Here is a 14547-nt window from a genome sequence, read left to right as displayed (position 1 = left end):
TTGATACAATAGTTCACACTGGTAACATGCGACCTTCTATCGTAGATTGTTCCAGAATCTATTTGAAATGATGGTGATTAAATAATGTCTGACAAGAGCCATACACGGGTGGTTGTTGGAATGAGTGGCGGGGTTGACTCTTCAGTTACCGCCCTCCTATTAAAGCGTCAGGGATATGACGTTGTTGGTGTCTTTATGAAGAATTGGGATGATACCGATGAAAATGGGGTTTGTACCGCAACAGAAGACTATAAAGATGTTGCTAAGGTAGCAACTAAAATCGGCATTCCTTATTATTCAGTTAACTTTGAAAAGGAGTATTGGGATCGCGTCTTCAAGTACTTTATTGCTGAATACAAGAAGGGGCGGACACCTAATCCGGATGTTATCTGTAATAAGGAAATTAAGTTTAAGGCGTTTATTGATTATGCTAACCAGCTTGGTGCTGATTACGTTGCGACTGGACACTATGCTGATTTAAAGCGTGATGCTGACGGACGGATGCATCTGATGCGGGCAAAGGATCAAAACAAGGATCAAACTTACTTCTTAAGCCAGTTAGACTACCAGCAATTAGATAAGGTGCTGTTCCCACTGGCAAATTATACCAAGCCAGAAATTCGCCAAATTGCTGAAGAAGCTGGACTTGCTACAGCCAAAAAGAAAGATTCTGTGGGGATCTGTTTTATCGGTGAAGATGGTCATTTCCGTGAATTCTTGAGTCAATATATCCCAGCACAACCAGGAAATATGGAGACAGTTGATGGTAAGGTAGTTGGCCAACATATGGGACTAATGTACTACACAATTGGTCAGCGTCGGGGTCTTGGCCTTGGTGGCAATAAGAAGAGTAATGCTCCTTGGTTCGTCATTGGTAAGGATATCAAGAAGAATGTCCTTTACGTTGGCCAAGGATATGAAAATGAGCACCTCTATGCAACTCACCTTGAAGCTAGTGATATTCACTGGGTTGATGATGTGGTAAGCCGGTATGGTCATGATTTTCACTGTACTGCCAAATTCCGTTATCGGCAAAAAGATGTCGGTGTAACGGTTCACATCTCTGAAGATGAACAAATGGTTACCGTAACCTTTGATGACCCGGCACGGGCAATTACTCCGGGACAGGCAGTTGTCTTCTATGATGGTGAAGAATGTCTGGGGAGTGCAATTATTGACCGGGCATATAATCATGATCACCTTTGCCAATACGTTTAAAATATAAAAAATAATGCAAAGTAGGGAAGATGCCGTTATTAGTATATAGGTGGTATGCTTCCCTATACATATTTAGAAAAGTTTGAAACACGGCGATTAATTTTTGTTAAAATAGAGGAAAAAGGTCGAATAGTATGACTAAAGTTTACTTAATCCGTCACGGGAAAACACAATGGAATCTTGAATCTCGTTATCAAGGTGCTAACGGGGATTCACCGTTACTTGATCAAAGCTATAAGGAAATTGAACTGCTTGCGGAATCGTTAAAGAATGTTCCAATCAATCATGTCTATGCTAGTCCGTTAAAGCGTGCTCGGGTAACTGCAATGACATTACTACAGTATCTTAATCGGCCAGTTCCTCTAACAATTGATAGTCGGTTAAAAGAATTTAATCTGGGGAAAATGGAGGGAATGCATTTCGATGCGGTTGCTAAAAAGTGGCCTGATGTGTTAAAAAATTTTCGCCATCATCCAGATAAATATGATAGTTCTATCGTAGAAAGTGAAAGCTTTGCGCAAGTGATTAACCGTATGGGGGCAGCCATTAAAGAGTTTTGTCGGAATGATCCCCACGGCTCGATTTTAATTGTTTCCCATGGGGCGGCCCTTAATGCTAGTATTAATGCGCTTGTGGGAACCCCCCTGGCACATTTGAAGGATCGTGGTGGTCTTAGTAATACTTCTACTACCATCCTGACTACTGATGATGCTGAACATTTTGAATTAGAAAAGTGGAATGACACTTCATATTTGCATAAGGCTAATGTTGATCCGACTGATACCATCTGAGGAGAGTGGATTTAAATGACTGAACAACAAACTAATCGTGAAGAACAAAAGAAACAAACAGAACGTTTAGTGCATAAGTTGATTACCGCGATTGATGAATATCCTGATAAAGCTAACAACTACTATGATTTGGGTTCATTGTTAACTCGCCTTCAGGATTATGCTCAAGCCGAAGAATTATTTATGAAGGCTTTAGGAATTTTTGAAGCTAAGGGTGATCAGGAAGCGCAAAACCTATTAAATTATGGGCTTGGAAACTTGTATTATGAGGTTGGTAAGGTTGATCAAGCCATTAAGCTCTACAACAAGATTGATGATAAGAAACTGAAGGTAGATTCTTACCTAATGCTTGCCCAAAGCTACAGTAAGAAAAAGCAGTATAAGCAGGCAGTTGCTTATGGCTTAACAGCCCATGAATTACGACCGGAAGATCCAGAAATAGATCAAGCTCTGGGGGATGCCCTCCTTGCCTTGGGTGAATTTAACCAGTCCGCATCATATTATGACGCAATTTTGAAGCATCACCCTGGTCGAGCAGATACACAGTTTAACCGTGGATTAGTAGCAATGGTCCTTGGAGAACCGTACAAGGATTATTTGAATCAGGCACGGCAGCTTGACCTAGACTACTACACAAAGAGTGAAAAGCGGATTGCTGAAATTGAAAAGACATTACAAGCAACCCAGAAGTCGCAAAATGATAAATAATAAGTTTAAGGAAGGATGACTTTCATGGCAGAAGAAATTAACCTATTTGAGGCGCCAGAAGAGCCATCCTTTTTTATTGGCCAAGTACAATCGGACATTTTTGATAGTCCTGATTCCTTTTATAAGGTTTTATTAGTGTCGGTAGAAGACGCTAATTTTGATTGGAACGAAAGTGAAATAACGGTTACGGGGAGTTTCGGTGATCTCCGCGATGATCAAACATATCGCTTTGAAGGTAAATTAATTGATCACCCTAAATATGGCCGTCAATTCCAGGCAAGCTCATATCATGCTAATCAGCCAACCAGTAAAGAGGGGATTATTAATTTTCTCGCTGGTAAGCAGTTCCCTGGAGTGGGGAAAAAGACCGCTGAAAAGATTGTTGAGCAATTGGGAACTCACGCAATTGACAAGATCACTGCTGACCCGCATATCCTTGATGGCTTAAAATTACGTGAAGCAGTTCGAACTAGCCTTGTTGAGAACCTGAATGCTAACCAAGGAATGGACCAAATTATCATTGGGTTAAATGACCTTGGATTTGGCAGTAATCTTAGCAGTGCGATTTTTGATCGTTATGGTGATGAAACTCTTCATATTATTAGTGAAAATCCATATCAGCTTGTTCAAGATATTGACGGAATTAGTTTTAAGCGGGCAGATCAGGTAGCCATTAAAATGGGAATTCCCGCAGACGATCAGCGACGGATCTCAGCGTCAATTATCCAGTCAATTGATGATTTAACAATGATGAGTGGTGATACTTATACCAGCGCTAAGCCGTTGCTTCAGGAAAGTATGCGTTTGCTTTCAGATGCTAATGGTCAACCAATTCCAACTGCTAAAGTTACCCAGCAGATTGTTGAAATGGAAAAAAACGGTACCATTCAGTATGAAGATAAACGAATCTATCCGGCAAGTTTGTATAAGGCTGAATGGCAAATTGCTGAAAATTTACACCGGCTTTGTCAAAATCAGGATGAATCAAAAAATGAGAAGCAAATTACAACCATTCTGGAAAAACTTCCAGTCAAAACCGGGATCAAATATGATGAAATCCAGATAGAAGCGATTAAGACGGCATTAACTTCTAAGGTAATGCTCCTTACTGGGGGACCAGGAACCGGGAAAACAACAATTATTAAGGGTGTTGTTGAAGCATTTGCTGAGCTGCATGAAATTGCTCTTGATCCAAATCAGTATAAGGAAAAAGCATTCCCCATTTTACTTGCTGCGCCAACTGGTCGGGCTGCCAAGCGGATGAGTGAGGCAACTGATTTACCAGCAAGCACGATTCATCGCTTACTAGGCTTAAATGGTCGTGAAATGCCAACAGAATTAAACGCTAAGGATCTTGAAGGCTCATTATTGATTGTGGACGAAATGTCAATGGTTGATACATTGCTGTTTAAAGTTCTGGTTCAGTCGATCCCGACATCAATGCACGTTATCTTTGTTGGTGATAAGGATCAGTTACCTTCAGTCGGTCCTGGACAGGTTTTTCATGATTTGCTAGAATTTGCTGACCTACCACGGATTGAATTAAAAGAAATTCACCGTCAGGCAGCAGACTCAACAATTATTCCCCTTGCCCATGATATTCGTGAAGGAAAAATTCCAAGTGCTCTAACGGTAAAAATGGCGGATCGTTCATTTATTGCATGTCACTCACGACAAGTGCCAGGGGTTGTGAAACAAATAATTGAGATGAGTCAAAAGCGCGGTTATGATGCTAATGATCTCCAAATCCTGGCACCGATGTATCGGGGTGCAGCGGGGGTTGATCGACTAAATGAGCTATCCCAAGCCGTTTATAATCCAGCGGCTGCTAATAAGCAGGAGATTGAATTTCGGGGACAGGTTTTCCGAGTTGGTGATAAGGTTCTTCAACTGGTTAATAGTCCAGAGAATAACGTTTTTAACGGTGATATTGGCCGAATTACTGCAATTGAAAACGGTAGTAATAAGGGAAAAAAGAATGCCACAATGACAATTGACTTTGATGGAAATGAAGTTAATTATGGTCGATTAGAGTGGTCGCAAATTCGGTTGGCGTATAGTATTTCAATTCATAAATCTCAAGGTAGCCAATTTAAGATGGTAATTTTACCCTTAGTTCATGAATTTGGTAGGATGTTACAGCGAAATCTCCTTTACACGGCTGTTACTCGAGCGGCTGATAAGCTAATAATGATTGGGGAGACGTATGCCTTCGTTACGGCAATTAATAGTCAATCTGTTAACCGGCAAACGAGTCTGGTAAAGAGATTAACGGATACTTGGAAACATCATGGTAAATTGGAATCACCGCTTGATCAGGGAACCGAAAGTCAGTTTGAATCAGATAGTAGCGAGAAACATGCTAGTGTTCAAGATGTCTCTGATGATCAATTAGATCAAACTAAGCAAACGATCCTAACTCCTGCACTGGTTAAGTCAGGAAAAATTGATCCAATGATCGGGATGGAAGGAATTCGACCAGCTGAATTTAAAAAATAGTTCAGCTTGCACCAGATAAGAAAACTTGCGATAATAACAGTGTATTGTTGATTTTATCTTGAGGAGAATAACAATGACTGAAATAAAAGATGCGAAAGATGTTCGCTTATTTGCCTTGAATTCTAATGAACCCCTTGCTAAGAGCGTTGCTGACAAAATTGGTCTTCCTCTTAGTAAAGCTTCCGTTAGTCACTTTGCGGATGGGGAAATTAAGGTAACGATTGACGAAAGTGTCCGTGGCTGTTAAACCTATGTAATCCAATCGGTTTCTGATCCAGTTAATACCAATTTAATGGAATTACTGATTATGATTGATGCTTTACGTCGAGCAAGTGCCGCCAAGATTAATGTTGTAATGCCATATTACGGGTATGCACGTCAAGATCGTAAGGCACGCAGTCGGGAACCAATTACCGCTAAATTAATTGCTAATTTACTAGAGATGGATAAGATTGATCGCTTAATTACGATCGACCTTCATGCTGCTCAGGTTCAAGGTTTCTTTGATATTCCAGTTGATCACCTGCAAGCTACACAATTATTTGCTAAGTACGTAGAAAAACGTGATCTTGATAACGATATCGTTGTGGTTTCACCTGATCACGCAGGGGTTAGTTTGGCTCGTCGCTTTGCAGAAAAAATTAAAGCACCAATTGCAATTATTGATAACCGGAACGATGAGGTTCGTGAACGGAGTAGTCAAGAAGTTCCAGAATACGTTATTGGAGACGTTAAGGATAAGGTTGCCATTATCGTTGATGATATTGTTGATACTGGTATACGAATGAGCTTATCCGCTAAAGCACTTCAAAAATTTGGTGCTAAAAAGATTTACGGGGTTGCAACTCACGCAGTTTTATCTGGCGATGCTCCTCAAGTACTGGAAGACTCGCCACTTGAAGAAATGTGGGTAACCGATACAATTGAATTACCTACTGAAAAGGAATTTAATAAGCTTCACCGGCTTTCCGTGGCGGACTTATTAAAAGAGGCAATCATTCGGGTTCACAATCACCAATCAATTCATGAGTTATTTGAACATTAAATAAAAAACAGGAGACTATTAAGAATTACCACTCTTCCTAATAGTTTCCTGTTTTTTGAACGTAATAAAGATAACGCCGGGACTAACAATTACTTTAACTTAGTCTGGCGTTTTTCGTTAAGATAATAATTATAATTGCATAGTAAAGCCATCATCTTTAGATCGGAAATGCAAAATGACTTGTTTGGATATCCTGCTTTAGTAATAAATCTGCCAATTCGTCTTTCCGTTCTTGTTGTGAAATAAAAATTCCTATTTTTTCTTGATCGAAGCCAGTTACTAACTTGCTTTCATCACAGATAATTGGATTTTTCAAAACGTGAGGGCTCTTTTGAATTGCTTTTACTAGCTGGTTAATTGTTATGGTTTCAGAATTTAACTGAAGTGCTTTAGTGTCTCAAGAACGGGTAGAAATTAAGTCGGAAGTCCCGTTAATCGATTTGCTTAGCAGAGCAAGAATTTCTGCCTTAGTTAATGGCTGTTTTTCGATGTTCCGTTCATGAACCGTTAGTTGGTAAGCGGTGAGCCACTTAACTGCCTTCCGTTTTGAAGGATCGTTAGTGTGGTAATATATACAAATCATGCGATCACTTCCTCCTATAACTAATTTTATTTTATCAATGAAATGAAATTAACAGTCTTAATCCTGACTTGTCTTTAATAAAATTTAAGCAAAATAACCTTTTTGTAACTTTCTTCATCCCATCTTTACTTGATTAAGAAATAAAATCTTTAAAAATGTTAAAATTAGTACAAGAATTTCTAAAAAAATGATATGGTAAAGAAGATTTGAGTTTATCAACTAAGTAATTAGCAATTATTTTTTCGTTTATTTGGAGAGGATGTTTCTGTATGGTAAAGAAAGTACGTAAGTATAGTTCATCAACAAGATTAGTTGCTGGAACGCTGGGAGCATTAAGTGTTTTTGCACTGACTACCCAAGCTAATAATGCTGTTGAAGCAAAGGCAAAGAGTTCTAATCATGCTGAACAACCAGCATCAATGAGTTCTGCTGCTAATGCGGTTCGTAATAGCGGCCAGTTATCATTAGCACCAATTCAATCATCATCAGCTTCTTCTAAGTCAGCTTCAGCTGCTAAGAATGGTATCTATGTGGTTAAGAGCGGCGATACTTTAAGTGAACTAGCTGTTCAATTTAACGTTAGTCTTAATGATCTTGTTGCCTGGAATCATATTCAGAATCCAGACTTGATTTATGTTGGTCAACAATTATCAATTAACGGCGAAAACGTTAATTCAGCAGTCTCACAATCAAGTACTGCCCCAGTTGCTCAACCACAATCATTTACCGTTACAGGAAATGTTCAACAGTCTCAACCGCAAGTTGTTCAAGGAGCTGTTAGTGAGGCTGCCCAACCACAAGCAATGGGGAACACAGTCCAACAAGCAGTTAATCAACAAGGTCAATCATCACAAATGACTGGTTCAGCATACACAAGTACAGTCAATGCAGCTGCTTATAATTCTGCTGCTCCTAGTCAACAAAATTCTGCAGTTACTGTAGCAGCTGGTCAACAGGTAAGTAGTCAACAATCTGTTTCTGCTAACAGTACTCAAGCAGTAGCTTATAGCACGGCTTCACGGGCAGCTGCAACTAACCAAACTGTAGTACAGAGTCAGCAGGTTACTACTACTTCAGCTGCATCTCAACCAGCCCAACAATCACAAGCCCAACAAAGCCAAGTTGCTCAGCAAGCAACTAGTCAACAAGCAGCAAGTCAAAACAATGCTAACTTGCAATCTGGTTCTGTTGTTAGTTTAGCAAGTAAGATCGCTAGTTCTAACAGTGTTCCATACCAGTGGGGTGGTAATTCGTTAAGTGGGATGGATTGCTCAGGATTTGTTCAATATGTATACGCAAATGCTGAAGGAAAGCAGTTGCCACACAATACCGTTGCTATGGAAAGCTACGTTAATACCAAGCCGGTTAACCAGGCTCAATCAGGAGACCTTCTCTTCTGGGGAAACCAAGGAAGCTCATACCATGTTGGTATTTACATGGGGAACAACCAATACGCTGCTGCGGCTAAGCCTGGAACAAACGTTGCCGTATATAACTTAAGTTCATACTTTGCACCAAGTTTTGCTGGAACAGTTAAGTAAACATTAAGGATGGTAAAATAAAACAAGCTAAGATTATCCCATTTTGAACTAATCTTAGCTTGTTTTTGTGATTTATTAATAGCGAGGCGGAATAGATGACTTTTTATACAGAGAGCTACTTCATGCATCAACAGCAATTTAATAGCTTAGTAAACTATGCTGTAATCCTGGTATTAATATTATTAGTTTTGATTAACTCCTTTCGTTATTTTCGCCATCAATTGCAAACTCGTTATCGAGATTTAGGAATTATCTTCTTTCTTCTTTTATTAATTTTTGCGGGATTGCAAGTTACTAATTTGGAAAAGACATACTCTCAACAGTCACAATCATTGCAAATGCGTCCTTTTATTCGTGCGGTTGCTAAGGATCACGGTATTAATCCAAATAAAGTTGTTGTTAATTCGACAACCCTAACTGATGGAATTATTGTTCGGTTTGATAAAAAGGATTATCGGGTCAATTTAAGCCCAAGTGGCGATAACTATACGCTTACTCGTGCACACGTTGTTGATCATCGGGTAATTATTCAAAAATAGGGAGGATAGTTATGGATTACGGATTAATTACGATTAAATTTGTTTTGGGAATGATTTGTCTTATTTTCCAGATTAATATTTTGGGGAAGGGAAATTTAGCACCGACATCCGCAATCGACCAAGTACAAAATTATGTTCTTGGGGGAATTATTGGTGGGATCATTTATAACCAAGATATTACCGTGTTACAGTTTGTAATGGTTCTATTAATCTGGACATTGATTGTGTTTATCGTTAAGTATGCTAAGGAGCATAACGCGACAATTCAAAATATTATTGACGGTCGTCCCCGACTATTAATTAAGGACGGTCGGTTGCTGGTAGATAATTGTATGCGAGCAGGAATGACTGCCAATGAGTTAATGTTCCGCTTACGAAGTCATGGAATCTATGAAATTGCTAAAGTTAAAAGTGGTATTTTGGAGCAGAACGGTCAATTGGTAGTAATTGAAAATAGTGATGAGAATATTCGTTTCCCCTTAATTAATGATGGTCAAATTAATCTGGATGTTCTTGAATTAATTCATCATGATGAGAAATGGATTGCTGAACAGGTAAAAAAAGCCGGTTTTAAGAGTATTAATGATATTTATCTTGGTGAATATGTTCACGGTAAACTACACTTGGTTGGCTATCCTAAAGATAATTAATTTACTAACAAATAATAAAATGGACTGAGAAACATCAAATTCTCGGTCCATTTTCGATTATCGGTTTAATTAAGCGGTTCCTGCCAAAATTGATAATGACTAGTATCAACATTCAAATCATAAAATCGGTTTCCCATGTTTTCTCCATCAATTTGACCAAATTCTAATGAAGTTGTGGAATAATGGAGAGTCTTAGCATGAAAATGATGGGCAAAACGTGATTCCGCTAATTTACCGCGACCAAACTGAATAACCTCCCAAAGGGTAAGCAGCCAATTCTTTCGTTCAGCAATGACCATACTGATTGCATCATCATTAACATTGGCTGAACGATCAATTTGAAAGCCGCCACCAATGTATGGATGATTTGTTGCAACTACAATAAAAGCATTAGCGAAAATATAGTGGTGCCCTTGTTCCTGAAGAATTAGTTGGAACGGCTGTTGATCATAAATAACACCGAATGCCTTGCTAAGGTAGGAAAAGTTCCCTAGCCGCAACTTATTGAGGCTCTTTTTGGCCTTTGATGAGTTGGTTCGACTAACAATTGCAGCGTCAAAGCCAATCCCAATATTGTTGAGAAAATAACCTTCCTCATTCTTAATTGACTCGGTGTAATGACCAATTGTAATGGTGTGTGCTTTTGTTGTAGAAACTATTTGCTGGAGGGCTTTTTCTGGATTCAGCGAAATCCCGTAGCCCCGAGCAAAGTCATTGCCGGTTCCCGCAGGAATGTATGATAATGGAAGGGTGGAATCAGCTTTTACTAATCCATTTAGGACGTTGTGAAGGGTTCCATCGCCACCGATCACAATTACAACAGTATCTGAATTGTGAGGGTGGGCTTTAGCAATTCGCTTGGCAAAGAAAGCTTCATGATTAGCATAATCAGTTTGGTGGAGGGAATAATCTAACTGTCCTTCAATAACTGGCTGGAGAATGTTCCAAGTCTTTTTTGCTTTTCCATTTCCTGCAGTTGGATTTAGGATTATCTCATAATGCATGATTAGGCCTCCTGGGATTAAGTAAAAGACAGTCGAGAGATTTTCTTCCCGACTGTCTTAATTAGCAATTAGAACTTAGTAATCTTAAAGTTTGGATTTTGCTTTTCGTATTCCAAAGCTTTATCGTCTAATTGTTCAACAAATTCAATGTTGTAGTCAGTATTTTCTTCAACCAATAATAATGCTTGAGCCTCTGAATCAGCTTCAATATACAATGATTGAGTATTTTCACGAACCGGCCGTTTAGTTGCATCGGGTTGGTAGTATACCTTAAAAGTCATACTGTAAAATGCTCCTTATTATGTTATTTAAACTTTAGTTACTTAAATTATTTTAGCACATCTAATCAACTGTGTTACTTAAAATTGTAAAATGGTATGATTAAGTTAAATATAATTAAGAAATGGGATGAGCCTATGTCGTTCTTTTGGCTAGTTCTCTTAGCGGTTATTGTTGTTATTCTTATTTACGTTGCCGTTCATCGTCTATTGATTAACCGTGCGACGCTAATGTTAAAAAATCAGGCCCAATCAGTAACCGATCAGGCAGTAAATCATTGTCTTACTCAGCTAACCGGGCACTCTTTTTCATTATCTTCCGAAATCGTTGCAGACGTTTGGGGGAAAGGTGTTTTAGCGTTTGAGTTTCACTTTACTCCGGCGCAATATCATCTTACGGACGATCAGTTTAGTAGGGAGGATCTTGAAAAAAAACTAACTGACTATGCTAAGCAAAACCAGATCCAATCTTTTGAGAAAAGTTCAACAGTCTTTAAAGTAACCGATTGGTGGACGTATGAGAATGTTCTGCATATTGACGTTGCTTATGTCTTAAATGAGGCTACGCGAGAATATATTGCGGATCTTCGCCGGTTGGATCAGCATGATCAAAAAAATAAAAAATAGGGATTATTATAATTGAAAGTGGCTCCAGTATTCAGTAATTATTGAATACTGGAGCCATTTTATTGTGGAAGTAAGATTAGCTAATCATGATTGTATCATCAGGAGCCTTAAATGGATCATCATTATTAATATGATCGTAGAAAAGAACACCATGAAGATGATCAATTTCATGTTGGCAAACGATTGCTGGGTAATTTTTCAACCGAACTTGATGAGTTTCACCCTTAACATCTTGATAGCGTAAAGTGATACGGTCATGCCGGGGAACATATCCGGGAACATCCTTGTCAACTGAAAGACAACCTTCGCCTTCAGTGAGTGCTCCGTATTGTACAGATTCACTGACGATTACCGGATTAATGATAACATCTTTGAATGAAGGCTGATTGTCCTCTTCGTCTAGGGATGGAACCAGGACAGCAGCCATTTGCTTTGAAATACCAACTTGTGGCGCTGCTAGGCCGACACCAGCACGGAGCTTATATTTCTTACATAGTTCTGGATCCTGACTCACTTCAAGATATTCCATTGCACGCTTGGCAAATTCTTGATCTTCTGCTGAAAGTGGAAATGTTACTTTTGCAGCACGCTTCCGTAAGACAGGGTCACCATCGCGAACAATATCTTTCATTAAATACACAATGATCATCCTCCAAATAAAAAATTAATCTACATTATTAATCGTTTAAAATTGATTGTTCAAACAAATAGTAGTTTATCACAAACTGAAATTGAATAAAAATAACGGTAAAAACAAGGAAAAGTAAAAAAATAAAGAACAAACAATCAATTTTGTTGAAAACGTATACAATTTAAGAAAATATTAGTCAAATTAATCAAAATAAGTCTATGAAATCGCTTGTATTATGTTGAAAGAGAGGTATACTAAATAATGTAAGTAAGGTAAGTAATCGCTTACGATGATGTTAATTGGATTTGGAAAGGGATGTTTTATAATGGCCAATACCAAAGCTGTTGACTTTGCAAAGATTAAAGCTGAAGAAGGCGCTCCATATGCAAAGCCTGTTCAAATTCTCGATAATGATGGGAATGTCGTTAACAAGGATTTAATGGCTAACTTCAGTGATGATCTGTTAGTTGACTTAATGAAGAAGATGGTTTGGGAACGTGCACTTCACGAACAAACCATGAGTTTCTCAAAGCAAGGTCGTTTAGGATTTTATGCCCCAACTTGGGGTGAAGAGGCCTCAGAAATGGGGACCGCGGCTGCATTTGAGAAGAATGACTTCTTATTCCCTGCATATCGTGACTTACCTCAATTAATTCAACACGGTGCAACTGTTGCTCAAATGTACCTTTGGTCAAAGGGTCACCTCAAAGGCAACATGTTTGATGCTCGTGCATTACGTCCACAAATTATCATTGGTGCCCAAATGGTTGAAATGGCCGGTGGTGCTCTTGGTATTAAGAAGAACGGTGAAAAGGATGCCGTTGCTTATGCTTATACCGGTGAAGGTGGTTCATCACAAGGTGACACCTACGAAGGAATGAACTTTGCTGGTGCATTCCAAGCTCCTGCCGTATTCATTATTCAAAACAACGGCTGGGCAATTTCATACCCACTGAAGCTTCAAACTTATGCTCAAACCATTGCTCAAAAGGGTGTTGCAGCTGGTATTCCAGGTGTTCAAGTTGACGGAATGGATATCTTGGCATGTTATGAAGTTGCTAAGGAAGCTCGTGAATTCGCTGCTGCCGGCAATGGTCCAGTATTAATTGAAACCTTAACATACCGGTTTGGTGCTCACAGTTCTGCTGGTGACGATCCTAGTCGTTACCGTACTAAGGAAGAAGAAAAGCCATGGTTCGACAAGGATCCATTAATTCGGCTTCGTAAGTACTTGACTAAGAAAGGTCTCTGGTCTGAAGACGAAGAAAACAAGTATGCTGATGAATGCAAGGAAGACTTCAAGAAGGCTATGAAGGAAGCTGACTCTGTAGAACCAGAAAAGGTTACAGACATGCTTAAGCGGACCTTCGAAGTTCCAACCCCAGATATCAAAGAACAAATTAAGAAGTACGAAGCAAAGGAGTCGAAGTAATCATGGCTAAAAAGACTTATATCAAAGCTATTACTGAAGGTATTGACATTGCTTTGGCTGAAGATCCAAAGACCTTGGTCTTCGGTGAAGATGTTGGTAAAAACGGTGGTGTCTTCCGTGCTACTAACGGCTTGCAAGAAAAGTACGGTAAGGACCGTGTATTTAGTACACCATTAGCTGAATCTGGTATTTTAGGTCTGTCAATTGGTTTAGCCGCTACTGGTTGGCGTCCAGTTCCAGAAATTCAATTCATGGGCTTCACTTTTGAAGCAATGGACTCAATTGCCGGACAAATGTCACGTGTACGTTTCCAATATGATGGTACTAAGAACATGCCAATCACTATCCGTACTCCATACGGTGGTGGTACTCATACTGCTGAATTACACGGGGACGATCTTGAAAACTTCTTTGTAGGTATTCCAGGTCTTCGTGTTGTTACCCCAAGTTCAGCTTATGATGCTAAGGGACTTGTTATTTCCGCTATTGAAAATAATGACCCAGTTCTCTTCCTTGAAAACCTTCGTCTCTACCGTTCAGTTAAGGGCGAAGTTCCTGATGACAAGTACACTGTTCCTTTGGACAAGGCAAATGTCGTTGAAGAAGGTAACGATGTAACAATCATTGCTTATGGTGGTGAAGTTTCAGAAGCTCAAAAGGCTGCTAAGAAGCTTGCTAAGAAGAATATCTCAGCAGAAATTATCGATCTCCGTTCACTTTACCCACTTGACACAGACACTATCTTTGAATCTATCAAGAAGACTCACCGTGTAGTAATTGTTCAAGAAGCACAAAAGATGGCCGGTGTCGGTGCACAAGTAGCTTCTGCTATTTCAGAAGGTGCCATCATGTACTTGGATGCTCCAGTTATTCGTGTAGCTGCTCCAAACTCTGTTTACCCATTCCCACAAGCAGAAAATGTATGGCTTCCTGGTGCTGATGACATTGAAGATGCCGCAACACAAGCTGTTAATTATTAATCGCGGTGCATACACCACTGA

General features: G+C 39.3%; 14 protein-coding genes and 2 pseudogenes. 11 read left to right on the top strand and 5 right to left on the bottom strand.

From position 1 onward, the window contains the following. Positions 1–84: 84 nt before the first annotated feature. The 5 genes and pseudogenes from mnmA (at position 85) to HUK49_RS03010 (ending at position 6261) form a co-directional block, all read left to right on the top strand. Entirely contained in the window at positions 85–1218 is a 1134-nt protein-coding gene (gene mnmA, locus HUK49_RS03030; protein ID WP_102169041.1) for a tRNA 2-thiouridine(34) synthase MnmA, read from the top strand. A 134-nt stretch (positions 1219–1352) separates the two neighbouring features. Further along, entirely contained in the window at positions 1353–2009 is a 657-nt protein-coding gene (locus tag HUK49_RS03025; protein ID WP_191912604.1) for a histidine phosphatase family protein, read from the top strand. Positions 2010–2024: 15 nt separating this feature from the next. Further along, positions 2025–2717 carry a tetratricopeptide repeat protein gene (locus HUK49_RS03020; RefSeq protein ID WP_191912603.1) on the top strand — a complete coding sequence of 231 codons (693 nt, stop codon included), beginning with the start codon at positions 2025–2027 and terminating at the stop codon, positions 2715–2717. A 24-nt stretch (positions 2718–2741) separates the two neighbouring features. Beyond that, positions 2742–5216 carry an SF1B family DNA helicase RecD2 gene (gene recD2 / locus HUK49_RS03015; RefSeq protein WP_191912602.1) on the top strand — a complete coding sequence of 825 codons (2475 nt, stop codon included), beginning with the start codon at positions 2742–2744 and terminating at the stop codon, positions 5214–5216. A gap of 73 nt (positions 5217–5289) precedes the next feature. Continuing rightward, a pseudogene (locus HUK49_RS03010) lies at positions 5290–6261 on the top strand (ribose-phosphate diphosphokinase). Between the two features lie 157 nt (positions 6262–6418). On the opposite strand, the pseudogene HUK49_RS11165 reads toward HUK49_RS03010, so the two are convergent. Then, positions 6419–6640 (bottom strand): annotated as a pseudogene (locus HUK49_RS11165) (ArsC/Spx/MgsR family protein); the annotation flags it as partial. 18 nt (positions 6641–6658) lie between these two features. After that, positions 6659–6844 (bottom strand): thioredoxin domain-containing protein, encoded by a 186-nt coding sequence (locus HUK49_RS11160; RefSeq protein ID WP_235980943.1) that lies wholly within the window; start codon positions 6842–6844, stop codon positions 6659–6661. 269 nt (positions 6845–7113) lie between these two features. Between HUK49_RS11160 and HUK49_RS03000 the strand changes: the two genes are divergently transcribed. From HUK49_RS03000 to HUK49_RS02990, 3 genes are all read left to right on the top strand, one after another. Then, entirely contained in the window at positions 7114–8385 is a 1272-nt protein-coding gene (locus tag HUK49_RS03000) for a C40 family peptidase (RefSeq protein WP_191912601.1), read from the top strand. A gap of 95 nt (positions 8386–8480) precedes the next feature. Further along, positions 8481–8924 carry a DUF3290 family protein gene (locus HUK49_RS02995; protein WP_102169048.1) on the top strand — a complete coding sequence of 148 codons (444 nt, stop codon included), beginning with the start codon at positions 8481–8483 and terminating at the stop codon, positions 8922–8924. 11 nt (positions 8925–8935) lie between these two features. Then, complete coding sequence (locus HUK49_RS02990) at positions 8936–9574, top strand: DUF421 domain-containing protein (RefSeq protein ID WP_178695388.1); 639 nt, start codon at positions 8936–8938, stop codon at positions 9572–9574. Positions 9575–9639: 65 nt separating this feature from the next. Here the strand turns inward: HUK49_RS02990 and HUK49_RS02985 are convergent, their stop codons facing one another. Next, entirely contained in the window at positions 9640–10578 is a 939-nt protein-coding gene (locus HUK49_RS02985; protein WP_191912600.1) for a diacylglycerol/lipid kinase family protein, read from the bottom strand. Between the two features lie 68 nt (positions 10579–10646). Continuing rightward, positions 10647–10859, bottom strand: a complete 213-nt coding sequence (locus HUK49_RS02980; RefSeq protein WP_003716860.1) for a DNA-directed RNA polymerase subunit epsilon — start codon at positions 10857–10859, stop codon at positions 10647–10649. A gap of 135 nt (positions 10860–10994) precedes the next feature. Here HUK49_RS02980 and HUK49_RS02975 point away from each other — a divergent pair, with 135 nt between their 5' ends. Further along, the gene (locus HUK49_RS02975; RefSeq protein WP_235980942.1) at positions 10995–11483 is read left to right on the top strand and encodes a hypothetical protein; all 489 of its coding nucleotides are present in this window, start codon (positions 10995–10997) and stop codon (positions 11481–11483) included. 76 nt (positions 11484–11559) lie between these two features. On the opposite strand, the gene def is transcribed toward HUK49_RS02975, so the two are convergent. After that, the gene (gene def, locus HUK49_RS02970) at positions 11560–12123 is read right to left on the bottom strand and encodes a peptide deformylase (protein ID WP_191912598.1); all 564 of its coding nucleotides are present in this window, start codon (positions 12121–12123) and stop codon (positions 11560–11562) included. A 316-nt stretch (positions 12124–12439) separates the two neighbouring features. Between def and pdhA the strand changes: the two genes are divergently transcribed. Then, on the top strand, positions 12440–13546 hold the full coding sequence (pdhA, locus tag HUK49_RS02965) for a pyruvate dehydrogenase (acetyl-transferring) E1 component subunit alpha (RefSeq protein ID WP_191912597.1): 1107 nt from the start codon (positions 12440–12442) through the stop codon (positions 13544–13546). Positions 13547–13548: 2 nt separating this feature from the next. Then, complete coding sequence (locus tag HUK49_RS02960; protein WP_102169054.1) at positions 13549–14526, top strand: alpha-ketoacid dehydrogenase subunit beta; 978 nt, start codon at positions 13549–13551, stop codon at positions 14524–14526. The last annotated feature ends 21 nt before the right edge of the window (positions 14527–14547 follow it).

Source organism: Limosilactobacillus portuensis, from assembly GCF_014838735.1.
GTDB classification, from domain to species: domain Bacteria; phylum Bacillota; class Bacilli; order Lactobacillales; family Lactobacillaceae; genus Limosilactobacillus; species Limosilactobacillus portuensis.
Note: the sequence above shows the minus strand (reverse complement) of the source record. Positions and strands in the feature narration are given on the sequence as shown.